24 protein-coding genes are annotated in these 22,866 nt (G+C 62.2%); 19 read left to right on the forward strand and 5 right to left on the reverse strand.

The annotated features are described in order from the left end of the window. Positions 1–21: 21 nt before the first annotated feature. The gene (gene gcvP, locus ACJ8HN_RS21285) at positions 22–2,901 is read left to right on the forward strand and encodes an aminomethyl-transferring glycine dehydrogenase (protein WP_033635855.1); all 2,880 of its coding nucleotides are present in this window, start codon (positions 22–24) and stop codon (positions 2,899–2,901) included. A 108-nt stretch (positions 2,902–3,009) separates the two neighbouring features. Continuing rightward, entirely contained in the window at positions 3,010–3,975 is a 966-nt protein-coding gene (locus tag ACJ8HN_RS21290; protein ID WP_047570626.1) for a quinone oxidoreductase family protein, read from the forward strand. Positions 3,976–3,985: 10 nt separating this feature from the next. On the opposite strand, the gene ACJ8HN_RS21295 is transcribed toward ACJ8HN_RS21290, so the two are convergent. Then, positions 3,986–4,516 carry a GNAT family N-acetyltransferase gene (locus ACJ8HN_RS21295; RefSeq protein WP_033649436.1) on the reverse strand — a complete coding sequence of 177 codons (531 nt, stop codon included), beginning with the start codon at positions 4,514–4,516 and terminating at the stop codon, positions 3,986–3,988. Next, positions 4,513–4,671, reverse strand: coding sequence for a hypothetical protein (locus ACJ8HN_RS21300; protein ID WP_154231761.1), 159 nt, complete (start codon positions 4,669–4,671; stop codon positions 4,513–4,515). The genes ACJ8HN_RS21295 and ACJ8HN_RS21300 overlap by 4 nt, the downstream gene beginning before the upstream one ends. A 136-nt stretch (positions 4,672–4,807) precedes the next feature. On the opposite strand from ACJ8HN_RS21300, the gene ACJ8HN_RS21305 reads away from it, so the two are divergent. The 3 genes from ACJ8HN_RS21305 (at position 4,808) to ACJ8HN_RS21315 (ending at position 6,233) form a co-directional block, all read left to right on the forward strand. Next, positions 4,808–5,554: an SDR family oxidoreductase gene (locus tag ACJ8HN_RS21305; protein ID WP_041036574.1), complete on the forward strand. Its 747-nt coding sequence runs from the start codon at positions 4,808–4,810 to the stop codon at positions 5,552–5,554. Positions 5,555–5,629: 75 nt separating this feature from the next. Continuing rightward, positions 5,630–5,953, forward strand: coding sequence for a BrnT family toxin (locus ACJ8HN_RS21310; protein ID WP_442523911.1), 324 nt, complete (start codon positions 5,630–5,632; stop codon positions 5,951–5,953). Next, the gene (locus ACJ8HN_RS21315; protein WP_442523912.1) at positions 5,916–6,233 is read left to right on the forward strand and encodes a BrnA antitoxin family protein; all 318 of its coding nucleotides are present in this window, start codon (positions 5,916–5,918) and stop codon (positions 6,231–6,233) included. Before ACJ8HN_RS21310 ends, ACJ8HN_RS21315 begins: the two co-directional genes overlap by 38 nt. A gap of 225 nt (positions 6,234–6,458) precedes the next feature. On the opposite strand, the gene ACJ8HN_RS21320 is transcribed toward ACJ8HN_RS21315, so the two are convergent. Beyond that, positions 6,459–7,103, reverse strand: coding sequence for a GntR family transcriptional regulator (locus tag ACJ8HN_RS21320; protein WP_170929847.1), 645 nt, complete (start codon positions 7,101–7,103; stop codon positions 6,459–6,461). A 162-nt stretch (positions 7,104–7,265) separates the two neighbouring features. Between ACJ8HN_RS21320 and ACJ8HN_RS21325 the strand changes: the two genes are divergently transcribed. The 12 genes from ACJ8HN_RS21325 to rbsK all read left to right on the forward strand — a co-directional run bounded on the left by ACJ8HN_RS21325 (position 7,266) and on the right by rbsK (position 19,602). Further along, positions 7,266–7,979, forward strand: coding sequence for a DUF2848 domain-containing protein (locus tag ACJ8HN_RS21325; protein WP_033635845.1), 714 nt, complete (start codon positions 7,266–7,268; stop codon positions 7,977–7,979). Further along, positions 7,979–9,325, forward strand: coding sequence for an amidase (locus ACJ8HN_RS21330; RefSeq protein ID WP_442523913.1), 1,347 nt, complete (start codon positions 7,979–7,981; stop codon positions 9,323–9,325). Before ACJ8HN_RS21325 ends, ACJ8HN_RS21330 begins: the two co-directional genes overlap by 1 nt. A 49-nt stretch (positions 9,326–9,374) precedes the next feature. After that, positions 9,375–10,028 (forward strand): DUF4286 family protein, encoded by a 654-nt coding sequence (locus ACJ8HN_RS21335; RefSeq protein WP_033654061.1) that lies wholly within the window; start codon positions 9,375–9,377, stop codon positions 10,026–10,028. Beyond that, positions 10,025–11,350, forward strand: coding sequence for an MFS transporter (locus tag ACJ8HN_RS21340; protein WP_033635842.1), 1,326 nt, complete (start codon positions 10,025–10,027; stop codon positions 11,348–11,350). The genes ACJ8HN_RS21335 and ACJ8HN_RS21340 overlap by 4 nt, the downstream gene beginning before the upstream one ends. Before the next feature lie 311 nt (positions 11,351–11,661). Then, entirely contained in the window at positions 11,662–12,480 is an 819-nt protein-coding gene (locus tag ACJ8HN_RS21345) for a DeoR/GlpR family DNA-binding transcription regulator (protein ID WP_004931653.1), read from the forward strand. A 49-nt stretch (positions 12,481–12,529) separates the two neighbouring features. Then, a complete protein-coding gene (locus ACJ8HN_RS21350) occupies positions 12,530–13,513 on the forward strand; it encodes a substrate-binding domain-containing protein (protein WP_033635841.1) in 984 nt (327 codons plus the stop codon). 2 nt (positions 13,514–13,515) lie between these two features. Next, positions 13,516–15,033: a sugar ABC transporter ATP-binding protein gene (locus ACJ8HN_RS21355; RefSeq protein WP_049212591.1), complete on the forward strand. Its 1,518-nt coding sequence runs from the start codon at positions 13,516–13,518 to the stop codon at positions 15,031–15,033. Next, positions 15,026–16,012, forward strand: coding sequence for an ABC transporter permease (locus tag ACJ8HN_RS21360; RefSeq protein WP_047570643.1), 987 nt, complete (start codon positions 15,026–15,028; stop codon positions 16,010–16,012). The genes ACJ8HN_RS21355 and ACJ8HN_RS21360 overlap by 8 nt, the downstream gene beginning before the upstream one ends. Before the next feature lie 10 nt (positions 16,013–16,022). Beyond that, a complete protein-coding gene (locus ACJ8HN_RS21365; RefSeq protein ID WP_442523914.1) occupies positions 16,023–17,057 on the forward strand; it encodes an ABC transporter permease in 1,035 nt (344 codons plus the stop codon). A 31-nt stretch (positions 17,058–17,088) separates the two neighbouring features. After that, positions 17,089–17,760 (forward strand): D-allulose 6-phosphate 3-epimerase, encoded by a 672-nt coding sequence (alsE, locus tag ACJ8HN_RS21370; RefSeq protein WP_033635837.1) that lies wholly within the window; start codon positions 17,089–17,091, stop codon positions 17,758–17,760. 10 nt (positions 17,761–17,770) lie between these two features. Continuing rightward, positions 17,771–18,679 carry an allose kinase gene (alsK, locus tag ACJ8HN_RS21375; protein WP_060431436.1) on the forward strand — a complete coding sequence of 303 codons (909 nt, stop codon included), beginning with the start codon at positions 17,771–17,773 and terminating at the stop codon, positions 18,677–18,679. Continuing rightward, positions 18,676–19,602: a ribokinase gene (gene rbsK / locus ACJ8HN_RS21380; protein ID WP_033635835.1), complete on the forward strand. Its 927-nt coding sequence runs from the start codon at positions 18,676–18,678 to the stop codon at positions 19,600–19,602. Before alsK ends, rbsK begins: the two co-directional genes overlap by 4 nt. 26 nt (positions 19,603–19,628) lie before the next feature. Here rbsK and ACJ8HN_RS21385 read toward each other — a convergent pair whose 3' ends face one another. After that, positions 19,629–20,237 carry an HD domain-containing protein gene (locus ACJ8HN_RS21385; protein ID WP_442523915.1) on the reverse strand — a complete coding sequence of 203 codons (609 nt, stop codon included), beginning with the start codon at positions 20,235–20,237 and terminating at the stop codon, positions 19,629–19,631. A gap of 183 nt (positions 20,238–20,420) precedes the next feature. Here ACJ8HN_RS21385 and trhA point away from each other — a divergent pair, with 183 nt between their 5' ends. Together trhA and ACJ8HN_RS21395 are read left to right on the forward strand one after the other, a co-directional pair. Next, entirely contained in the window at positions 20,421–21,095 is a 675-nt protein-coding gene (gene trhA / locus ACJ8HN_RS21390; RefSeq protein WP_033654067.1) for a PAQR family membrane homeostasis protein TrhA, read from the forward strand. Positions 21,096–21,245: 150 nt separating this feature from the next. Next, a complete protein-coding gene (locus ACJ8HN_RS21395) occupies positions 21,246–21,743 on the forward strand; it encodes a DUF2165 family protein (protein ID WP_033649451.1) in 498 nt (165 codons plus the stop codon). A 38-nt stretch (positions 21,744–21,781) separates the two neighbouring features. Here ACJ8HN_RS21395 and ygfZ read toward each other — a convergent pair whose 3' ends face one another. Beyond that, the gene (ygfZ, locus tag ACJ8HN_RS21400) at positions 21,782–22,774 is read right to left on the reverse strand and encodes a tRNA-modifying protein YgfZ (protein WP_442523916.1); all 993 of its coding nucleotides are present in this window, start codon (positions 22,772–22,774) and stop codon (positions 21,782–21,784) included. Positions 22,775–22,866 lie beyond the last annotated feature (92 nt).

Here is a 22,866-nt window from a genome sequence, read left to right on the forward strand (position 1 = left end):
AGCATTCAGGAATTTGTAGCAATGACCCAGACACTCAGCCAACTCGAACACAGCGAAGCGTTCATCGAACGCCACATCGGCTCTTCTGCGGAACAACGCCAGGAGTTGCTGGCAGCGGTGGGCGCTCGCTCGCTCAGCGCGCTGATCCAACAGATCGTGCCGGCGGACATTCAGCTGCCGGGGCCGCCGCCGGTCGGCGACGCGGCGACCGAACACCAGGCGCTGGCTGAGCTGAAGGCGATCGCCTCGCAGAATCAGCGCTACAAATCCTATATCGGCATGGGCTACAGCGCCGTGCTGACGCCGCCGGTGATCCTGCGCAACATGCTGGAAAATCCGGGCTGGTACACCGCTTACACCCCTTATCAGCCGGAAGTGTCGCAGGGCCGTCTGGAAGCGCTGCTGAACTTCCAGACCGTGACCCTCGATCTGACCGGCCTGGATCTGGCTTCCGCTTCGCTGCTGGATGAAGCTACCGCCGCCGCCGAAGCGATGGCCTTGGCCAAACGCGCCAGCAAGCTGAAAGACGCCAACCGCTTCTTCGTGGCTGACGACGTGCATCCGCAGACGCTGGACGTGGTGCGTACCCGCGCCGAAACCTTCGGCTTCGACGTCATCGTCGATAAAGCGGAAAAAGTGCTGGAGCTGGACGGCGTGTTCGGCGTGCTGCTGCAACAGGTGGGCACCACCGGCGAGCTGCACGACTACAGCGCGCTGCTGGCCGAACTGAAATCGCGCAAAATCATCACCAGCGTGGCCGCCGACATTATGGCCCTGGTGCTGCTGACCGCGCCGGGCAAGCAGGGCGCCGACGTGGTGTTCGGCTCAGCGCAGCGCTTCGGCGTGCCGATGGGCTACGGCGGCCCGCACGCCGCCTTCTTCGCCTGCCGCGACGAGTTCAAGCGCTCGATGCCGGGCCGCATCATCGGCGTTTCCCGCGATGCTGCCGGCAACACCGCGCTGCGCATGGCGATGCAGACCCGCGAGCAGCATATCCGCCGCGAAAAGGCCAACTCGAATATCTGTACCTCGCAGGTGCTGCTGGCCAACATCGCCAGCCTGTACGCGGTGTACCATGGCCCACAGGGGCTGCAGCGCATCGCCGGGCGTATCCATCGCCTGACCGACATTCTGGCCGCCGGGCTGCAGAAGGCCGGCCTGACGCTGCGCCACAACACCTGGTTCGACACCCTGACCGTTGAAGTGAAAGACAAAGCGGCGGTGCTGGAACGCGCGCTGAGCTTCGGCATCAACCTGCGTACCGATATCCACGGCGCCGTAGGCATCACGCTGGACGAAGCCACCTCGCGCGAAGACGTGCAGACGCTGTTCGCACTGCTGGCCGGCGACAACCACGGCCTGGACATCGACGCGCTGGACGCGGCGGTGAGCAAGAGCAGTCAGTCGATCCCGGCCGCCATGTTGCGCCAGGATCCGATCCTGACCCACCCGGTATTCAACCGCTATCACAGCGAAACCGAGATGATGCGTTACATGCATCGCCTGGAGCGCAAGGATCTGGCGCTGAACCAGGCGATGATCCCGCTGGGCTCTTGCACCATGAAATTGAACGCCGCGGCGGAAATGATCCCGATCACCTGGCCTGAATTCTCCGAGCTGCACCCGTTCTGCCCGCCGGAGCAGGCTGCCGGCTACCAGCAGATGATCGGCCAACTGTCTCAGTGGCTGGTGCAGCTGACCGGCTATGACGCGGTGTGCATGCAGCCGAACTCCGGCGCGCAGGGCGAATACGCCGGCCTGCTGGCGATCCGCCGCTACCACGAAAGCCGCAACGAAGCGGGCCGCCACGTCTGCCTCATCCCGAGCTCCGCGCACGGCACCAACCCGGCATCCGCCCAGATGGCGGGCATGAGCGTGGTGGTGGTCGCCTGCGACAAGAACGGCAACATCGATCTGCACGATCTGCGCGTCAAGGCGGAGCAGGCGGGCGAAGAGCTCTCTTGCATCATGGTGACCTACCCGTCGACCCACGGCGTGTATGAAGAAACCATCCGCGAAGTGTGCCAGATCGTGCATCAGTTCGGCGGCCAGGTGTATCTGGACGGCGCCAACATGAACGCCCAGGTGGGCATCACCACGCCAGGCTATATCGGCGCGGACGTTTCGCACCTCAACCTGCATAAAACCTTCTGCATCCCGCACGGCGGCGGCGGCCCGGGCATGGGCCCGATCGGCGTGAAAGCGCACCTGGCGCCGTTTGTGCCGGGCCACAGCGTCGTGCAGATCGACGGCGTAACCACCCAGCAGGGCGCGGTCTCCGCGGCGCCGTTCGGCAGCGCCTCCATCCTGCCTATCAGCTGGATGTACATCCGCATGATGGGCGCGGAAGGCCTGAAGCAGGCCAGCCAGATGGCGATCCTGAACGCCAACTACATCGCTACCCGCCTGAAAGACGCCTATCCGATTCTGTATACCGGCCGCGATCACCGCGTGGCGCACGAATGTATCCTCGATATTCGTCCGCTGAAGGAAGAGACCGGCATCAGCGAAATGGACATCGCCAAGCGCCTGATCGACTTCGGCTTCCACGCGCCGACCATGTCGTTCCCGGTGGCGGGCACGCTGATGGTCGAGCCGACCGAGTCGGAAAGCAAAGTGGAGCTGGATCGCTTTATCGATGCGATGCTGGCGATCCGCAGCGAGATCGACCGCGTCGCCAAAGGCGAATGGCCGCTGGAAGACAACCCGCTGGTGAATGCGCCGCACGTGCAGGCTGAGCTGGTTAACGACTGGCAGCATCCGTACAGCCGTGAGCTGGCGGTGTTCCCGGTGGCCGGCGTGCGCGAGAACAAGTACTGGCCGAGCGTTAAGCGTCTGGATGACGTGTACGGCGACCGTAACCTGTTCTGCTCTTGCGTGCCGATGAGCGACTACGAATAACACGTTCGGCAAAGTTTGTGTTCGGGGGACACCGCATCATGCGGTGTCCCTTTTTATTTTATTGCGGCCTATTCTTTCCCGTACGTTCCCACGATTTGAGGAGTCACCATGCAAGCGGCAATCGTAACAGCGCTGGGGCAAGCCCCGGTTTTCGGCACCTTTGAGGAGCCTCAGGCGCAGGCGAATGAAGTGCCGATCGACGTTCTGGCGGCCGGCATCAAACAGCTGGATCGCGCCACCGTCGCCGGCACCCATTACTCCAGCCCCAAGCAGTTGCCGATCGTACCCGGCACCGACGGCGTGGGCCGGACGGCCGACGGGCAACGGGTGTATTTCGCCTCCTTCCGCCGCCCTTACGGCGCGATGGCTGAGCGCAGCGTCGCGTCATGGACGGTGCCGGTGCCGGAGGCGGTGGACGACGCCACGGCGGCGGCGCTGATCAATCCCGCCTTCGCCGCCTGGCTGCCGCTGCGCTGGCGAGCGGATCTGCAGCCCGGTGAAACGGTGCTGATCATCGGCGCTACCGGCACTTCGGGAAAACTGGCGGTCGCCGCGGCGCGTCAGGCGGGAGCCGGGCGCATCGTTGCCGCCGGCCGTCGGCTGAGCGTGCTGGAAGCGTTGGGCGTGGATGCCACGGTGGATCTGAGCCTGCAGGGCGAGGCGCTGACGCAGGCCTTCGCGGCGGCGGCGGGGCCGGGCGGTTATCAGGTGATCGTCGATTATATCTGGGGCCCGGCGACCGAAGCGCTGCTCGCGACGCTCAATAATCACGATCTCTCGTCTTACGCCGGCGGGCGCGGCATTCGCCTGGTCAACGTCGGCTCGATGGCCGCGCCGGACATCCGGCTGCCGGCGGCGGTATTGCGCAGCAATCAGCTGCAGATCCTCGGCAGCGGCACCGGCAACTTCCCGCCGATCCCGGAGATGCAGCGCTATGCGACCGAAATTCTGGCGCTGGCGGCGACGGGCGCGCTCACTATCGAGACGCAGGAGCACGCGCTGGCGGAGATCGCCGAGGTATGGGATCTGAACAAGAAAAGCGACGTGCGTTCGGTGATACGCATCGCCCGCTAAGTTCCTGCCGCTAGCGGCAAGGGCAGACCAGGTGAATATCCTCCGGCTCGCGGGCGAACAGCTCGGCATCCGGGCGCTCGATGAGCCGGCACCCTTGCGCCAGATAGAAGTCTACGGTGCTTTTGTTGGGGATGGAGGAGACGTACAGCCCGGCGGCGCCTTCTTGCGCCGCCTGACGCAGGCAGAGCTGGAACAGCTGCTTGCCTAACCCCTGGCCGCGTTGGTGCGCGCTGACGTAAAAGAACAGCAGCTGGCGCAGATCCCGCTGCGGGCCGCGCGGCTCGGTATCCAGCGCCGCCGCCGCCACGATCTCCTCGCCTTCGAAGCGCGCGAAAAACGCGCCGCCGCGATCGAAGCAGGCTTCGTGGATCGGCGTATAGGTTTCCCGGTCGTGCGGATCCCAACCGCGCACGTCGTAGTAGTCCGGGTAGGCTTGCAGTTTACCGTCCTGCAGGCGATACAGGGTGTCGATAATTTCGCTGCGGTCAATATCCCATAGTCGGTCGAGTTGCTGCCGTTGCAGCAGGACAGGGGCGCTCATGATCGTTGTTCACTCTCAGTCTGTGGCCGGTAACTTTCCGGCAAATCGATAATAAAACCGATGCCGCGATCGTCGAGGCCTTCGGTGACGCGCAACTGCGCGCCGATCTTGTCGGCCAGCGGCTCCCAGTCTGCTGTCGGTTTGCCGCATCGCACGGTTCAACTCTGGAGGCAGGCCGTTGTTTCGGCGTTCGCTTTTCAGGGCACCGCCGACACCTATACTCTGAGGGGCAATAAGATTGCCTGTACACAGGACGTTATTTTGACATTGTCGATCAGGAAAAAAAACAGTATGACGAAAGTGGCATTGGTGACCGGCGCGAGCCGGGGAATTGGCCGTGCGGCCGCGTTATTGCTGGCCCGGCAGGGTTATGCGGTGGGCGTGAATTACCTGCGCGACGAAAGCGCGGCGCGGCAGGTGGTGGCGGAAATCGAGGCGCAGGGCGGCAAGGCGCTGGCGCTGCAGGCCGATGTGGCCGACGAAGCGCAGGTGATGGCGATGTTCGCCGCGCTGGACGCCCGGCTGGGCACGCTCAGTGCGTTGGTCAACAATGCCGGCATTCTGTTCCAGCAGGCGAACATTGAGCAGTTGACCGCCGAGCGCATCAATCAGGTGCTCGGCACCAACGTTACTGGCTACTTCCTGTGTTGCCGCGAGTCGGTGAAGCGCATGGCGCTGCGCCATGGCGGCCAGGGCGGCGCCATCGTCAACGTTTCTTCCGCGGCGTCCCGGTTGGGGGCTGCCGGGGAATACGTCGATTACGCCGCCTCGAAAGGCGCCGTCGATACCCTGACCATCGGGCTAGCGCGCGAGGTGGCGGCGCAGGGCATCCGCGTCAACGGCGTGCGGCCCGGATTCATCTATACCGAGATGCATGCCAGCGGCGGCGAGCCCGGCCGGGTGGATCGCGTGAAGGACAGTTTGCCGATGCGGCGCGGCGGCCAACCGCAGGAAGTGGCGGAGGCGATCGCCTGGCTGCTGTCTGACGCCGCGTCTTACGTGACCGGCACTTTTATCGAGGCCGCAGGCGGGCGTTGAATGCATGAGGGGTTTTGACATCCCGCCGTGCGGAGTGTATTTTGATTAAATAACAATCAAAATGTAGTTACAAAAATGTATGTTTATTTTGAATGGAATCAGGATAAAAATCACAGTAACCAGCGTAAACACCGTGTCAGTTTTGAGATTGCGCAACGGGTTTTTCTGGCTCCCAACCATTTGGCCGTGCTGGAAAGGATTGAGGATGGAGAAGAAAGCTGGCAAACGATCGGTATGGTCGGCTCCTGTTTGTTGCTGCTGGTGGCACATACGACGACCGAAACGGATGTCGAAGGCGATACAGTAGAGATCGTGCGCATCATTTCAGCACGCAAGGCCGATGCCAAAGAGAGGGGAAGATATGAAGCGCAAAAATTCAGCCAAAAATCTGGCGCATAGCATACTCCCTCCGTTGACGGAGGAGCAGAAAGCGCAAATTGCTTCACTGAGCGCGCTGCCGGATGAGGATATCGATTATACCGATGCCCCGGCCCTGGGTGAGGAGAAGTGGCAGGCTGCGGTTCAGGGGCGTTTTTATAAACCGATGAAAGTATCGAAAACCATCCGAATCGATGCGGATGTGTTGGCCTGGCTTCAGCGGCCAGGCAAGGGCTATCAGAAACGCCTGAACGCTGTGCTGCGTGAGGCGATGTTGAAAGAGCATGAGCACGAGGAATAATTTGTGTCAGGTGGCTAACGGTCCGGTGAGATTCTCACCGGATTTTTTTTGCTGTTTTTTAAGGCAACGCCTACCAACGTCGGCCACCTCTCGACGGAGCTCGGTCAAAACTATAAAAACGGTCATTCCGCGGAGCGTGAAATGTGACCGTTTACCGTTTATCTCCTGCTCATCGGCAGAACAGGGTCATCATAACTATTCCCGGTAATATCCTGCGCCGCGGGGTTACCCGTCGTGCAGCAGCGCGCTGCGGAATGACAAGATATGCGCCTGCGCGGCCTCGGCGGCGGCGGCGCTGTCTTGTGCGGCCAGCGCGGCGATAATTGCCCGGTGTTCGTCGATCACCTCGCGCATATGCCCTTCCCGCGACAGGGTGCTGGCCCAAAAACGCTGCGCCCTGGCGTGCAGCACACTCAGGATATCCGCCAGCATGTTATTGCCGGCGATCTGCGCCAGCTCCTGGTGAAACTCATGATCGAGTGTCATCATTCGCACTCTATCTCGCTCCTGGCTCGCGGCTTCGATTTGCCGATTGAGTTCGGTCAGCGTCGCGATTTGCCTCTCGGTAATCCTCTGGCTCGCCAGCTGCATGCACAGCATCTCGTTAGCCAGCCTTACTTCGATCAATTCCAACGCATCGTCCATCGACAACGGTGAAACCATCACGCCTTTGCGCGGGATGACCTGCAGTAACCCCTCGTTGGCCAAGCGGTGGATTGCCTGATTGATCGGCGTTCTGCCCATATCCAGATCGTTCATCACCTGCGCGGTATTGAGATATTCGCCCGGCTTGTAGCTGAGTGTGACCAGCGCCTGTTTGAAGCGCCTGTAGGCCAGCTCGTTCAGTGAGACGCCGGCTTCTTCCGTCATCGGGCGCTGCGGGCTTTCTGCGTCAACAGTCTTCACGTTTTGCTCCTGCAAGAAGAAAGTTTTTAGACATAGTACACAAAAACATGGCATGAAAATCGCTTATTTGGTAACTAAAGATATAGTGAAATTTCACAGTGTTTTAACAAGAGGGGCGAAACTGCCATGAGACTGACCTTCACTTTACCTGAATCCCGCGGCGCGGCGACGTTGAATGTTGAGATTGATCATCTGGTGATCGCCGGTTGGACCGGGCGCGATCGCGAAGCGATCTTGCACCATATTCGTGAATTGGCCGAGCTGGGCGTGCCCCAGCCCAGTGCAATCCCCCTGTTTTACCGCGTTGCCGCCAATCAGTTGAGCCAGCAAGAGACCATTGAAGTCATTGGCAACGCGACGTCCGGCGAAGCGGAGCCGCTGATTTTTGCCCATCGCGGCGAACTGTTCGTGTCATTGGCGTCCGATCACACCGATCGTCAACTCGAAGCGCACAGCGTGGCGCTGTCGAAACAGATTTGCGTTAAACCGGTGGCGCGAGCCGCCTGGCCGCTGCAGGAGGTGCTGGAACATTGGGACAGTTTGATCTTGCGTTCGTGGATCAAGGAAGAGGGCGAATGGCGATTGTATCAACAGGGCAGCCTTGCCGCGCTGCGTACGCCCGGTGATTTGCTGGAGCGTTACTTCACCGGTATGCAGCCGCCGGAGTGCGGGCTGGCGCAACCGCAGACGCCCGACGGGTTGGCGATGACTTGCGGCACGGTGGCGGCGATCGGCGGCATTCGACCGGCCGGCGAGTTTCGCATGGAACTGGTGGACGATGTGCTTGGGCGCACCATCAGTCACGGTTATCGCAGCATTGAACTGCCGGTGGTGGCGTGATGAAAAAGCTGACGTTGATGCAGGCCAGCGCCGGCCTGGCTAGCGGTGAGTTCACCGCAGCGCAGCTGGCCGCCGCCGCTTTGGCGCAGATCGCCGATGAGCGGGGGGAGGGCGCGCGCGCGTTTACGCGAACCTACGCCGAGTGGGCACAACGGCAAGCGCAGGCCTCCGATCGGCGGCGTGCCGCCGGCTCGCCGCTGTCGGCGCTGGATGGCGTGCCTGTCTCAATCAAGGATCTGTTTGACGTGGCCGGTGAGGTGACCACGGCGGGCTCGCGCGTGTTGGCCGACGCGCCGCCCGCAGAAAAGCACGCTGCGGTAGTAGAACGGCTGTTGCAAGCCGGCGCGGTGGTGGTGGGCAAAACGACGATGACGGAATTCGCCTATTCCGGGCTGGGCATCAACCCGCATTACGGGACGCCGGCCAACCCCTGGGAGCGCCAGGCGGCACGCATTCCCGGTGGCTCCTCTTCCGGTGCGGCGGTGGCGGTGGCCGACGGCATGTGCCTGGGCGCGATTGGCAGCGATACCGGCGGGTCGGTACGCATACCCGCTGCGCTGTGCGGATTGACCGGTTATAAACCCACTGCACGGCGCATCAATGACGCTGGCTTATTGCCGCTGTCGCCTTCGCTGGATTCGATCGGCGTGATTGCTCATGACGTCGCCAGCTGTATTGCGCTGGACGCACTGATTGCCGACAGCCCGCTGCGGGTGCCGCAAAAAAGCTTGGCGCAGGCGCATTTTGCCGTGCCGCAAACGGTGGTGCTGGATGAACTGCAGCCGGCGGTTGCCGAGGCATTCCAGCGCAGCCTGCAATGCCTGTCTCAGGCGGGAGCGCAGATTGAATTCATTCCTGCTACGGCGTTTGCCGAGCTGGCGGCGATCAATGCCAACGGTGGTTTCACCGCGCTGGAGTCCTGGCGCTGGCATCAAGCGTTGATCGCTGAACGGGCCGAGGGCTATGACCCGCGGGTGCTGTCGCGCATTCGCCGCGGTGCATCCTTGGGCGACGCCGATCTGCAGCTGTTGCAGCGGCAACGCGCCGACTGGCAGCGGCGGGTTACGGCGGAGCTGCAGAGGTTTGACGCTCTGCTGATGCCGACCGTGCCGATGATTGCGCCAACTATCGGCGAGCTGGCGGCGGATGATGCCTACTTCCGTTGCAACGGACTGATGCTGCGCAATCCCGCGATCGTCAATTTCCTCGACGGCTGTGCGCTGTCCTTGCCCTGCCAGCGGCGGGGCGCCGCGCCGATCGGCCTGATGCTGGCGGGCTTGCCGATGTGTGATGAGGCGCTGCTGGGATGGGCGCTGGCGATCGAACGCCGTCTTGCCGAGGCGTGATTTTCCGGTGGGCGCAGGCCTGCCTTTTGAGATGACCAGGAGAATATCCATGAACGATTCCCCGAACGGAATGCTGTTTGTCGCGACGGATGTCGCCACGCAGGATGATGCGGATTTCAATCGCTGGTATGACCGCGAACACGTGGAGGAGCGGGTGCGGGTGCCCGGCTTTTTATCCGGCACACGCTATCGGGCATTGCAGGGCGGGCGTCAATATTTGGGGCTGTATAAAACCGAATCGTTGGCCAGTTTTACCTCCGAAGCCTATCGCGCCGCGTTTCAACACCAAACGCCTTGGTCGGTGGCCAGTCTGGAGAAAATGCGTGATCCAATGCGCCGGGTGTGTGCGGTGGAGGCAGTCACCGGCCAAGGGTGCGGCAGTCATCTCTGTATCTTCGTGCTGCCGTCGGCGGCATCGGAAGCGCTGCATGCCCGCATCTTGCAACTGGGCGCACGGCTGGCTGAACAGCCTGGCTTTGTGCGCAGCAGCCTGTTGACGCCGGATGCCGAACTCAGTTCCCCGCTGCCGAAAGAATCGCGAGAAAACCGCCGAATGCTGCCGATGCTATTGATCGAAAGCAGCGACGCCGAAGCCGGCCTGCGTTTAAGCGAGCAGGCCGCTGAAGCGCTGAACATGCCCGCCGCCGATGCCTGGCACTATGCCCTTGGCTGGCAACTGACCGCACAGGAGCTGACATCATGAACGCATACACCACTGAAACGGCACAGGCTGCCGCGCCGGCCGCAGAAAGTGCCGCTGCACCGCCCAATACCGGCAAGCTGGCGGCGGCCAGCTCGATTGGCACGGCGTTGGAATGGTACGATTTCACCGTCTACAACATCATGGCCGCGTTGATTTTCAACCATGTATTCTTCCCATCGTTCGATCCGCTGGTGGGCACGATTCTGGCGTTCTCCACTTACGCGGTGGGTTATGTTTCCCGGCCGATCGGTGGCATCGTGTTCGGCCACCTTGGCGATGTGTTGGGGCGGCGCTTTGTACTGGTCACCACGCTGGTGATCATGGGCGTGACCACGGCGCTGATGGGGTTGCTGCCCGGCTATGCCAGCTGGGGGATTTGGAGCCCGCTGCTGCTGGTGACGCTGCGCTTTATTCAGGGCATTGCGCTGGGCGGAGAATGGGCGGGGGCGGTGCTGTTGTCGATGGAACACGGTAAGCCGCATCAGCGCGGGCGCAACGCGTCCTTTGCTCAGGTAGGGCCGTCCTGCGGTTCGCTGATCGGCACCGGCCTGATTACGCTGGTGACGTTGGCGATGTCGGCGGACGATTTCCAGCAATGGGGCTGGCGGATCCCGTTCCTGCTGAGCCTGGTGCTGGTCATCTTCGGTTTGTGGCTGCGTCGGGGGGTGGGTGAGACGCCGGCATTTTTGCAACTGGAGGCGTCGAAAGATGTTACGCAGTCGCCGATCCGCGAAGTCTTCACGCAGCACATGCGCCCACTGCTGATCGCCGGCGGATCGCGTATCGGCTCTGACGTGCTCTATGCGTTGGTGGTCGTGTTCACGTTGACCTACGTCACCACCGTGCTGAATCTGCCGCGCCCGCTGGCGCTGGGCGCCACCATGCTGGGGGCGATAGGCAACGCCGTCGCGGTACCGCTGTTTGGCGCCTTGTCGGATCGCTTCGGCCGTCGTCCGGTGTATATCGGCGGTGCATTGGCGGCGATAGCGTGGGCGTTTGCGTTCTTCGTCCTGCTCGACAGCAGTCAACCGGTGTTGATCTGCACGGCAGTGGTGATCGGGCTGTTGATCCATGCGGCGATGTATGGGCCACAGGCGGCCTTCATCACGGAACAGTTCCCGACGCGGGTGCGTTATGCCGGATCGTCGTTAGCCTATACCTTGGCGGGGATTATCGGTGGCGGCTTTGCCCCGCTGATCATCACTTCGTTGTTTAAATCTTACGACAGCACGCTGGCGATTTCCGCCTATGTCGCGTTGGCTCTGCTTATCACGCTTTGGGCGGTATGGGCGGCGCGGGAAACGGCGCATAAGCCGCTGTAAATAGAATGCCGGGCTACTTTAGGCCCGGCGTTCGGTCAAAACCACAAAAACGGTCATTAACGGTCATGTTGCGGAACGTGGAATTGTGACCGTTTACCGTTTCTCTCCTGTCTGCCTAAGACGCACGCGCATCATAACTGCCTGTTACTCCACACTTTCATAATTATTCATTTCATTTTCCTCCCGATTTTTTTGACAACTATCACACCGCCATCGTTGACCGATCGCGGGGCGATGCGCTTTGCGTCTGCGCGCAAAACGCGGCGCGGCAAATCGATATCGTAATCAACGTCGTGGAGGAGAAAAGAAACATGCTGCCTGTAGAACGTCATCGTTTTATCACCGAAGTCTTGAGCCAGCGCGGCCGCGTGATGGTGCAGGAGGTGGCGCAGCTGTGCCACATCTCTATCGAGACGGCGCGGCGTGATCTGGCCTTGCTGGAACGGCGCGGCCTGCTGCTGCGCAGCCACGGCGGCGCGGTGTTCGTCGAGCCGCCGGCGGTGGAGAAAACCTATGTGCCCGCCGAGATAGACCAGGGGGAATCTTTCCGCCAGCGCAGCAACGAGGCGCCGGAGCAGAAGACGCGCATCGCCAAACGTGCGCTGGAATTTATCGCGCCGGGGGATTGCCTGCTGCTGGACAGCAGCTCCACCAGTTGGTTTTTGGCGCGCCAACTGCCGGATATCTCGCTGGTGGTGTTGACCAACTCGCTGCACATCATCCAGACGCTGGCCTGCAAGGCCAACGTGCGCACCATCGGACTGGGGGGCGAGTATTCCGCCAAGTATGAGGATTTTATCGGCGTGCTGGCGGAGCAGATGCTGAAAGAGTTCGTGATCAACAAGCTGTTTTTCTCCTGTCACGGCATCTGCCAGGACGGCGGCATCCGCGAAAGCAACGAGCACCATGCGCGGCTGAAGCAGCAGATGCTGCTGGCGTCGGAACGCAAGTTCCTGCTGGTGGACAGCAACAAGTTCGGCCGCCGCTCGTTCGCGCGCATCTGCCACTACCGGGAGATAGATACCTTAATCACCGATCGGCTCAGCGACGACGAATTTCGTCAGGAACTGGCCTGGAACAACGTCGACGTGATTGAAGTTTCACCCGCCGCGAAAAGGGCGGCGCGATAACAACAACGAAACCCCCTTATTTACAGCCAACACTTGTGGAGAGAGAACAATGAAAAAATCCGTACTGGTCGGTCTGTTTGCCTCGCTGCTGCTGTCGCTATCCGCGCAGGCGGCGGACAAGCTGAAAATGGGCGTGGTGGTGAAGATCGGCGGCATTCCGTGGTTCAACGCCATGGAGGCCGGCATCAAAAGCGAAGGTGCCAAACGCGGCATCGACGCCTGGATGGTCGGGCCGACGGCGGCGGATCCGGCGCTGCAGGTGCGCGCCATCGAAGATCTGATCGCGCAGAAGGTGGACATCATCGGCGTGGTGCCGAACGACGCCCGGGTGCTGGAGCCGGTGCTCAAGCGCGCGCAGGAGGCGGGCATCAAGGTGATCGTGCACGAATCCCCCGGCCAGAAGTACGCCGACTGGGACTTTGAGCTGGTGGACGCCTCGCAGCACGGGGTCAACCACATGAAAGCGCTGGCCGCCTGCATGAAAGAGCAGGGCAAGTACGCGGTGTACGTCGGCAGCCTGACGGTGCCGCTGCATATCACCTGGTCGGACTCGGCCATCAACTACCAGAAGCAGCACTACCCGAACATGCAGCTGGTGGGCGACAAGTTCGGCGTGGGGGAATCGCTGGATGACAGCGTGCGCACCACCAACGATCTGATGGCCAAATATCCCGATCTGAAAGGCGTGCTGGCGTTCGGATCGCAGGGGCCGATCGGCGCCGGGCGCGCGGTGCTCAACCGCGGCAAAAGCAACGATATCTGCGTCATCGGGCCGTTCAGCCCGGGCCAGGGCGCTTCGCTGGTCAATCGCGGCGCCATCAAGGGCGGTTACATCTGGAACCCGATGGTGGCGGGCGAAGTGTTCGTGCGCATCGCCGACATGATGCACAAGGGAGAAAAGATCACCGACGGCATGACCATCGAAGGCATGGGCAAGGTGCAGGTGGATGCGCAGCAGCACACCATTCTCGGCAACGCCACCGAAAGCCTGGATAAGCAAAACCTGCCGAAGCTGGTGAAGATGGGGCTGTAATCATGGCGATTTCCGGCAATACGGCAACCCAGGGCGCGCCGCTGATCGCGCTGCAACAGCTGTCGATGACCTTTGGCGGGCAGCGTGCGCTGAACGCTATCTCGCTGGCGCTGATGCCGGGGGAAGTGCACTGCCTGGCCGGCACCAACGGCTGCGGCAAGAGTACGTTGATCAAGGCGATCGCCGGCGTGTATCAACCGGACGACGGCAGCCGCATCACCATCGACGGGCACACCTTCGGTCGGCTGTCGCCGGATCAGGCGCGCGCCTTCGGCATTCAGGTGATCTACCAGGATCTGTCGCTGTTTCCCAACCTGACGGTGGCGGAAAACATCGCCTTCGAGCACAACCTGCATGGGTTGCTGGGATGGTACCGCCCGGCGCGGCTGCGGCGCACCGCCGAGCGCCTACTGCAGGAGCTGAGTTTCCATCTGGATCTCGATAAACGGGTGGCGGAGCTGCCGATCGCCCAGCGCCAGCAGGTGGCGATCTGCCGCGCGCTGGTGGCGGAGGCGCGGCTGGTGATCATGGATGAACCGACCGCCTCGCTGACCCGCACCGAGGTCAATCAGCTGCTGCGCACGGTGGATTACCTGAAAGCGAAAGGCATCTGCGTGGTGTTCGTCAGCCACCGGCTGGACGAGGTGCTGGAGATTTCGGATCGCGTCACGGTGATCCGCGACGGCAACAAGATCGGCACCTGGCCGGCGGCGGAGATCACCGGCGATCGTCTGACCGAACTGATGACCGGTCTGAAGCTGGACTATCGCCTGAAGTCACCCAGCATGAATAAGGATCGGGTGCTGCTGGAGGCGGATCGCCTCAGCCGTGCCGGGCAGTATCAGGACGTGAGCTTCCGGCTGCATCAGGGCGAGGTGCTCGGTCTATGCGGGCTGCTCGGCTCCGGGCGCACCGAGCTGGCGCTGAGCCTGTTCGGCATGACCCGGCCGGACAGCGGCAAGCTCTACCTCGACAGCAAACCGGTGCGCTTTCGCGGCCATGAGGACGCGATCAAGGCCGGCATCGGCTACGTCTCGGAGGATCGCCTGACGCTCGGCCTGGTGCAGCAACAGTCGGTGGCGGACAACGCGGTGCTGACCATTCTCGATAAGCTGCGCGGGCGTTTTCGCCTGATTGACGACTACCGCAAGAATCGCATCGTCGCGGAGTGGATCGCCAAACTCGGCGTGCGGGTGGCGGATCCGGAGCAGGCGGTTTCGACGCTGTCCGGCGGCAATCAGCAAAAGATCGTGTTGGCCAAGTGGGTGCTGACCCAGCCGCGGATCCTGATCCTCGACTCGCCGACCGTCGGCGTCGACGTCGGCGCCAAGGCCAGCATCTACCAACTGATCCATCTGCTGGCGCAGGAGGGGATCGCCATTTTGCTGATCTCCGACGAAGTGCCGGAGGTGTATTACAACTGCGATCGGGTGCTGCACTTCAGCGGCGGCAGCGTGATCGGCGAGTACCTGCCGGGGCAGGTGAGCCAGCAACAGCTGGCGGAGGCGGTCAATGCGTAGATTCAGCCTGAAACCGCGCGGCAACGAAGGCTACCTTGCCTGGGTGCTGCTGCTGACGGTCATCGTCTTTTCGCTGCTCAGCGAGCAGTTTTTAACGGTGCAAAACCTGCTCGATCTCTGCGAAAGCTATGCGGTGAGTGGCATCTTCGCCCTCGGCCTGTTCGTGGTGCTGGTGACCGGCGGCATCGATATCTCCTTCGCGGCGGTGGCCTCGGTGGTGCAGTACCTGATCGCCACGCTGGCGACCCATTACGGCCTGGCCAGCCCGATGGGCAGCATTCTGCTGGCGTTGGCGATCGGCGCCGCGCTGGGCATGGTCAACGCGCTGCTGATCTACTGCCTGCGCATCGTCTCGATCATCGTCACCATCAGCATGCAGGCGTTGTTGTTCGGCATGCTGATGTGGCTGACCAACGGCCGCAGTCTGTACGCGCTGCCGGACTGGTGGACGCTGCCGCGCAGCGTGCTGCCGTTCCAGTTGGGTGAACAGAGCTATCAGCTCGGTTTGCCGACGCTGGTGATGCTGGCGGTGGCGCTGCTGACCTGGCTGCTGCTGAACAAGACGCACCTCGGGCGCCAGCTGTTTGCCGTCGGCGGCGATGCGGAGTCGGCGCGGCGCATCGGCATTCGCGTCGGCCTGCTGCACCTGTTCGCCTATGGCTATCTGGGCGTGATGGCGGCGATCGGCGGCCTGGTGCAGGTGTACCGCATGGGCGAAGTGGTGCCCAACGCGCTGGTGGGCGGTGAGCTCGACGTACTGGCGGCGGCGGTGCTGGGCGGCGCCAGCCTGAACGGCGGCAAGGGCAGCGTGATCGGCACGCTGATGGGCGTATTCCTGATCGGCGTGCTGAAAAACGGCCTCAACCTGATCGGCGTGTCCAGCTACTTCATGAACGTGGTGATCGGCCTGGTTATCGTTGCGGCGATCACCGTCACTCACTACAAGAAACGCAAAGAAACCGACGTCGGTTTCGCCTGAGGAGCGCCTGATGGGCAACTACCTGAAATTTCGTCCGGACGGCACCGCCGTCGGCCTGTTGGCGCTGCTGGTGGCGGTGGTGCTAGCCTTCAGCCTGCTGATGCCGGGGCGCTTCTTCAGCGGCGCCACCTTCACCAGCGTGGCGTTCCAGCTGCCGGAGCTGGGCCTGCTGACGCTGGCGATGTTCATCCCGATCCTCAGCGGCGGCCTGAACCTGTGCATTATCGCCAGCGCCAACCTGACCAGCCTGCTGATGGCCTGGCTGTTCATCAACTATCTGCCACCGGACGCCGGATTGGGATTGCAGGCGCTGTGGCTGGTGTTGGCGCTGGCGGCGGCGATGCTGCTGGCCGTGACGATCGGCGCGGCGACCGGCGCGTTGGTGGCCTACGTCGGCGCCCATCCGATTCTGGTGACGCTGGCGACCATGACTACGGTCAACGGCATCGGCATCTACCTGACGCGCGGCGCGGCCCTGAGCGGCATGCCGGAGATCGTGCGGTTTATCGGCGCCGAGCGCGTGCTGGGCGTACCGGTACCGCTGTGGATCTTCCTGGCGGTTGCCGTGCTGCTGGCGCTGTTCTTGCAGAAAACCCGGCTCGGCAAATGCATCTACATGAGCGGCAGCAACATCAACGCCACCCACTTCAGCGGCGTGAATACCCATCGGGTGCTGATCGCCATTTACACCCTCTCCAGCTTGCTGTGCGTCATTGCCGGGCTGGTGATGATGGCGCGCTTCAACTCGGCGCGCATGGGCTACGGCGACTCTTACCTGCTGCTGACGGTGCTGGCGATCATTCTGGGCGGCACCGATCCGTTCGGCGGTTTTGGCCGGGTCAGCGGCGTGGTGCTGGCGCTGATCGTGCTGCAGGTGATCGCCACCGGTTTGAACCTGATGAACGTCAGCCCGCACTTCAGTCTGGCGATGTGGGGCGCGGTACTGATTGCGGTGCTGGCGCTGAAGTTTTTCCGCCATCGCTATCGGCAGCGGCGGGCGATGCGCCGCAGCGCGGCCCAGGCCAGAGCCGCGGCGGGCCACTGATCCTTTTTCCCTTTTGCGCAGGATAACGCTAATGAAATACCAGATTTCACCTTCACTGATGTGCATGAACCTGATGGATATCCGGCAGCAATTGGCGGTGCTGAACCGCCGCGCCGATATGCTGCATATCGACATCATGGATGGGCACTACGTTAAAAACATCACGCTGTCGCCGTTCTTTATCGAACAGATCCGCCCGCACACCTCGTTGCTGCTGGACGTGCATCTGATGGTGGAGAACCCGACCGATTTTATCGACCCGATCGCCCGCGCCGGCGCGGACTTTATCTGCCCGCACGCTGAAACCATCAACCGCGACGCGTTCCGGGTGATCAACCAGATCCGCGCGCTGGGCAAAAAAGTGGGTGTGGTGCTGAACCCGGCTACGCCAGTGGAGTTTATCCGCCACTACCTTCATCTGCTGGATAAGATCACCGTGATGACCGTCGATCCGGGCTATGCCGGGCAGCCGTTCATTCCCGAAATGCTGGAAAAGATCCGCCAGTTGCGCGATCTGAAACGCCAACAAAACCTGAGCTATCTGATCGAGATCGACGGATCCTGCAATCAGCGCACCTACCGCGATCTGATGGGCGCCGGCGCGGAAGTGTTGATCGTCGGCAGCTCCGGGCTGTTCAACCTCGATCCGGATCTGGAGACGGCATGGGAAAAAATGCTGGATCAGATGCGGCAGGCGGCCTGAGGCGGGGGACATGATGCGGCATTTTCTTGGCGTTGACGTCGGCGGCACCAACACCCGCCTGCTGTTGATGGATGATGACGGCGAGTTTAGCGGGTACCGCAAGATAGCGACCGCCGATTGGGCACGGCAGGCCGATCCGCTGGTGGCGTTGGGCCGCCTGATCGCCGGGCATTGCCAGGATCGTCAGGTGGCGCAGGTGATGCTCGGGCTGCCGGGGATCCTCAGCCGCGATCGCTCGCGGGTGCTGTCGCTGCCGTTCATTCCGGCGCTGGATGCCCAGCCGGTGGCGGCGCTGTTGGCCGATTTGCTGGCGCTGCCGGTGCGGATGGATAAAGACGTCAATCACCTGCTGTGGTGGGACTTGCAGCAGCTGCCGGCGCTGCCGCAGGTGGCGGTGGGGCTGTATTTGGGCACCGGCATGGGCAATAGCCTGTGGCTGAACGGCGATTTTTACCACGGGGCGCACGGCGCCGCCGGCGAGCTGGGGCACATTCCCTGGCCGGGCCATCAGGGCGAGTGCCCGTGCGGTAAACGGGGCTGCGTCGAGAGCCTGACCTCCGGCCACTGGCTGACCGGCTGGGCGCGCGCCAACGCGGCGCAAACGCCGTTCGAACGGCTGTTCGAACGCCACGGCGATCATCCGGATCTGCGGCGCTTCGTCGAACGATTGGCGCAGACCATCGCCATCGAAATGAACGTGCTCGATCCAGAGCGACTGATGCTGGGCGGCGGCGTGATCGCCATGAGCGGTTTCCCGTTGGCGCAGCTGGAGCACGAGATCCGCCGCCATCTGCGCGGGCCGCAGCCGGCGCAGGGGCTGGCGATCTCCGTCAGCCGCCTGACCGATGAAACCGGCAGTAAAGGCGCCTGCCTGGCCGCCTGGCGCCATTTCCAATTGAGCAGGGAGTACCCGCAATGAAAGGCAAAGTCTGCGTGTTCGGTTCGTTCAACCTGGATATCGTCGCCGGCATGGCGCGCTTTCCGCAGCCCGGCGAATCGCTGATCGCCCGCAACAGCATGATGGGGGCGGGCGGTAAGGGGGCCAACCAGGCCACCGCCGCGCTGCGCGCCGGGGCGCGGGTGCATTATATCGGCAAGGTGGGGCGCGACGACTTCGGCACCTTTGCCCGGCGCCATCTCGCCGCCGCCGGTTTCGATGCGGTGACGCTGTTCTCGACCGGCGATTGCCCGACCGGCAATGCGCTTATCTATGTTGCCGGCGAGGAGGCGGAGAACATGATCGCCGTCGATCCCGGCGCCAACCTGACGGTCAGCGAAGATGAGGTGCGCCAGTGCCGGCCGGCGATCGCCGCGGCGGACATTCTGTTGACCCAGTTGGAGAACAATCTGCCGGCGATTGAGCAGGTGATCGCCATCGCCCGCGAGGCGCAGACATTCATCATTCTCAACCCGGCGCCGTTTCAGCCGGTGCCGGACAGCCTGCTGGCGCAGGTTGATATGCTGACGCCCAACGCCACCGAGTGTACGTTGCTGACCGGCGTGCCGGTGCGGGATGCGGCTTCGGCGCGCCAGGCGGCGCAGGTGCTGCACGCCAAGGGCATTCGCTTGCTGATCGTGACCTTGGGCACGCAGGGGGCGTTGTTCTCGGACGGGGAAAACAGCGAACTGATCCCGGCGTTTCCGGCGCAGCCGAAAGACACCACCGGCGCGGGCGATGCGTTTAACGGCGCCCTGGCGGCGCAGCTGGCGAATCAGGTGCCGTTAGCCGATGCGGTGCGCTTCGCCGCCGCCTACGCGGCGGTCTGCGTGGAGCGCGCCGGGGCGGCGGGATCGATGCCGAGCTATGAGGAGGCGTTGGAACGCCAACGGGCGTTCGCGTGACGATAACGGGCGGCGGCCTGGTTTACTTACTTCAACCAGCCTTTGCGCTGCGCATCCCGCAGGTGTTGCTCCATGTGGTGCCACAGCTCGGGGTGCACGTCGGCGATCGATGCATTGCGCGCCAGCACCTGCTCCAGGCTGATGTCGTTTTCCACCCAGCTCTGGCCTTCATTGTGCAGGTTCATCAGCATCGGCATGGTGCGATCCAGCAGCAAGGCGAAGCGTGCATCGGCGCTTTCGCCATCTTCATATTCCTGCCATAAAGCGGTGAAATACTCGCGCTGAGCCTCCGGCAACATGCCGAACAGGCGGCGCGCCGCTGCCACTTCCTGATCGTGGATCGCCGCGCGGGCCGCCAGATCGTAGACCAGCACGTCGCCGGCGTCGATTTCCACAATGTCATGCAGCAGCGCCATCTGGATCACGCGCTGAATGTCTACGTCATCACCGGCGTAGGGCGCCAGGCTCATGGCGGCGATGGCGAAGTGCCAACTGTGTTCGGCGGAGTTTTCCTGGCGCTGGGTGCCCAGCACTTTGGTGCGGCGTTGCACGCCTTTCAACTTATCGATTTCCATCAGGAACTGGATGACCTGGGTCATTGAGCCGAAATCTAACGCGGGTACAGCGGATGACATGGTGTAAACCTCAAGGTGGGTGGGTTGAAGCCTGACGATTGTAGACCACCGGGCGGGCGATTTCGATGGTTACACGCGTTCACATTTTTATTTTAGCGTACACGTGTACACTGGAATTATTCTCAGTTAAGCTGCTTTGCGTTAATTTCGCACAAAGCAGGGCATTTTGAGGGGTTGCGCGTTATGGGGAAAACGGACGTAGTGAAAGCCGGGAACAATAAGATTGTCGCCGCGGCTTATCCGTGGGCGGAAGAGATCGCCAACAGCATCAGCCACGGCATCGGGCTGGTGTTCGGTATCGTCGGCCTGGTGTTGCTACTGGTGCAGGCGGTGAATACCGGCGCCGATGCGACGGCCATCACCAGTTACAGCCTGTACGGCGGCAGCATGATCCTGCTGTTTCTCGCTTCCACGCTGTACCATGCGATCCCGCATCAGAAGGCCAAGCATTGGCTGAAAAAATTTGACCACTGCGCCATTTATCTCCTGATTGCCGGGACTTACACCCCGTTTCTGCTGGTGGGGCTGGATTCGCCGTTGGCGAAGGGCCTGATGGCGGTAATCTGGGGATTGGCGCTGCTGGGCGTGCTGTTCAAGCTGGCCTTCGCCCACCGTTTTGAAGCCCTGTCGCTGATAACCTACCTGACGATGGGCTGGCTGTCGCTGATCGTGATTTATCAGCTGGTTACGCGGCTGGAGGCCGGCGGCGTCACGCTGCTGGCGATTGGCGGGGTGGTCTATACCCTCGGCGTGATTTTCTACGCCTCCAAGCGCATTCGCTTTGGCCACGCCATCTGGCACGCCTTCGTGCTCGGCGGCAGCGCCTGCCATTTCATGGCGATCTACCTCTACGTCTAAACGTTATCGCTACGTCTGAATGCGTATTGAACGGGCGCCTCTTTTGTTTTAAAAAAGAGGCGCTTGCTTCTTTCGGGTATCCAGCAAGCCCGTTCTTTCATTTCTGAGCCCGCATACTCTTTCTCTAAACTTTGTTCAGGACTCATCACGATGATCGTTCGCTTATCCAAAGCGCTGCTGGTCTGCGCTATCGCTTTGTTCGCTTCGCTGGTGGCCTTCGGCAATATCACCGATTACGGCTCCAACTTCGCCTTCGTGCGCCACGTCTTTATGATGGACACCATTTTCCCCGACGCCACCATCGGCTACCGTTCGATACAAACGCCGTGGCTGCATCACGCCGGCTATATCTTCATCATTGCGCTGGAGAGCCTGACCGCGCTGCTGTGCTGGATCGGCGGCCTGCGCCTGCTGTGCGGCCTGAAACTGCCCGCTAAAGCTTTCAACGGCCGGAAAAAGCTGGCGGTTGTGGGGCTGACGCTGGGCTTCCTCACCTGGCAGGTCGGCTTTATGTCGATTGGGGGCGAGTGGTTTGGCATGTGGATGTCGAAACAGTGGAACGGCGTGCCCGATGCGTTTCGCTTCTTCGTCACCATCATTCTGGTGCTGATTTATCTGGTGCAGCGCGACGGGGAGTTGGACGAGTAACGAAGACGGCCGCAGGCAGGGCGCCTGCGGCCGACGGATTATTTCTCTTCGGCCAGCGAATACGGCAGCGGTTTGATCGCCAGCTGGCTGGCGGCATCCTCGCGCACCCGCAGCTTGCTGTCGGCGTCCAAATCGTTGTTCATCACCACCTGCACCCACAGCCTGCCGTCGGCCAGTTGGCTCGACGCCAGCACGGTGCCGGTGCGGCGCCAGTTTTCACCCAGCTGCAGCTCCAGGTCTTCCGCCGCCTGCGGGGCGCGGGCCGCCTTACCTTCCAGCCAGTAGAGCGCACGCTTGTTGGCGCCGCGGAATTTGGCGCGCGCCACCATCTCCTGACCGGTATAGCAGCCTTTGCTGAAGCTGATGCCTTCCAGCGCCTGCAGGTTGGTGGCCTGCGGGATCAGCTGCGCGCTGTTGGCGGTGTCGATAACCGGATAACCGGCCTCGATCTCCAGCGCCAGCCACTGGCCGCTGTCATTCAGCTCCGCCTGGTCATGCAGTTTGCCGATCAGCTGTTCGGCCACGGTGGGGCGGGTCACCAGCAGAAAACGTTCCGCCGGCGCGTTGAAGTGCAGGATCGTGGTCTCGCCGTCCTGCACCACCGGGTGCTCGGCGCTCGGCAGCGTGGCGAACAGATCCGCCAGCGCGGCGCGCGCCTGGAAACCGGCGACGCCCAGCAACACCGCGTCGTTATCGGCGGCGATGGTGACTTTGGAGAACACCGCGTATTTTTTGATTTCCGCTAGCTGGCTGTCCAGCACGCTGCGGCGTTCCAGATAGGCGAAGCCTTCGCCACGGTGGAACAGACGCAGGTTGCTCCACATTTTGCCCTTGGCGTCACAGTGGGCGCACAGCACGTGTTGATCGGCCGCCAGCGCGTCGATGTCCGCCGTCACCTGGCCCTGGAGATATTTCACCGTGTCCGGCCCGTTCAACGTCACCAGCGCCCAATCTTCCAGCGAGATCAGCGTGAGGGGCAGATGGGTGGAAGCGGAGGGCTGACGGGGTGGGAATGGAATGTTATGCGCCATAGTAAGTTCCTGCTCAACGTTTAGCTTACCTGAAGGGTATTGAACCCATGGTAAAAGAGGCGGCGGGCTTTGCAAACTGTTATTCGCGCCGC

The organism is Serratia sp. CY29653, from assembly GCF_052169255.1.
GTDB classification, from domain to species: Bacteria; Pseudomonadota; Gammaproteobacteria; order Enterobacterales; family Enterobacteriaceae; genus Serratia; species Serratia sarumanii.

Coding starts and splice junctions, on each gene's coding strand:
- ACJ8HN_RS21290 (WP_047570626.1), top strand. CDS start 3,010: ATGCAAGCGGCAATCGTAACAGCGCTGGGGCAAGCCCCGGTTTTCGGC.
- alsK (WP_060431436.1), top strand. CDS start 17,771: ATGATGCGGCATTTTCTTGGCGTTGACGTCGGCGGCACCAACACCCGC.
- ACJ8HN_RS21310 (WP_442523911.1), top strand. CDS start 5,630: ATGTATGTTTATTTTGAATGGAATCAGGATAAAAATCACAGTAACCAG.
- rbsK (WP_033635835.1), top strand. CDS start 18,676: ATGAAAGGCAAAGTCTGCGTGTTCGGTTCGTTCAACCTGGATATCGTC.
- ACJ8HN_RS21395 (WP_033649451.1), top strand. CDS start 21,246: ATGATCGTTCGCTTATCCAAAGCGCTGCTGGTCTGCGCTATCGCTTTG.
- ACJ8HN_RS21305 (WP_041036574.1), top strand. CDS start 4,808: ATGACGAAAGTGGCATTGGTGACCGGCGCGAGCCGGGGAATTGGCCGT.
- ACJ8HN_RS21385 (WP_442523915.1), bottom strand. CDS start 20,237: ATGTCATCCGCTGTACCCGCGTTAGATTTCGGCTCAATGACCCAGGTC.
- ACJ8HN_RS21335 (WP_033654061.1), top strand. CDS start 9,375: ATGAACGATTCCCCGAACGGAATGCTGTTTGTCGCGACGGATGTCGCC.
- ACJ8HN_RS21350 (WP_033635841.1), top strand. CDS start 12,530: ATGAAAAAATCCGTACTGGTCGGTCTGTTTGCCTCGCTGCTGCTGTCG.
- ACJ8HN_RS21295 (WP_033649436.1), bottom strand. CDS start 4,516: ATGAGCGCCCCTGTCCTGCTGCAACGGCAGCAACTCGACCGACTATGG.
- alsE (WP_033635837.1), top strand. CDS start 17,089: ATGAAATACCAGATTTCACCTTCACTGATGTGCATGAACCTGATGGAT.
- ygfZ (WP_442523916.1), bottom strand. CDS start 22,774: ATGGCGCATAACATTCCATTCCCACCCCGTCAGCCCTCCGCTTCCACC.
- ACJ8HN_RS21345 (WP_004931653.1), top strand. CDS start 11,662: ATGCTGCCTGTAGAACGTCATCGTTTTATCACCGAAGTCTTGAGCCAG.
- ACJ8HN_RS21365 (WP_442523914.1), top strand. CDS start 16,023: ATGGGCAACTACCTGAAATTTCGTCCGGACGGCACCGCCGTCGGCCTG.
- ACJ8HN_RS21360 (WP_047570643.1), top strand. CDS start 15,026: ATGCGTAGATTCAGCCTGAAACCGCGCGGCAACGAAGGCTACCTTGCC.
- ACJ8HN_RS21320 (WP_170929847.1), bottom strand. CDS start 7,103: ATGACGGAAGAAGCCGGCGTCTCACTGAACGAGCTGGCCTACAGGCGC.
- ACJ8HN_RS21325 (WP_033635845.1), top strand. CDS start 7,266: ATGAGACTGACCTTCACTTTACCTGAATCCCGCGGCGCGGCGACGTTG.
- ACJ8HN_RS21355 (WP_049212591.1), top strand. CDS start 13,516: ATGGCGATTTCCGGCAATACGGCAACCCAGGGCGCGCCGCTGATCGCG.
- trhA (WP_033654067.1), top strand. CDS start 20,421: ATGGGGAAAACGGACGTAGTGAAAGCCGGGAACAATAAGATTGTCGCC.
- ACJ8HN_RS21330 (WP_442523913.1), top strand. CDS start 7,979: ATGAAAAAGCTGACGTTGATGCAGGCCAGCGCCGGCCTGGCTAGCGGT.
- gcvP (WP_033635855.1), top strand. CDS start 22: ATGACCCAGACACTCAGCCAACTCGAACACAGCGAAGCGTTCATCGAA.
- ACJ8HN_RS21340 (WP_033635842.1), top strand. CDS start 10,025: ATGAACGCATACACCACTGAAACGGCACAGGCTGCCGCGCCGGCCGCA.
- ACJ8HN_RS21315 (WP_442523912.1), top strand. CDS start 5,916: ATGAAGCGCAAAAATTCAGCCAAAAATCTGGCGCATAGCATACTCCCT.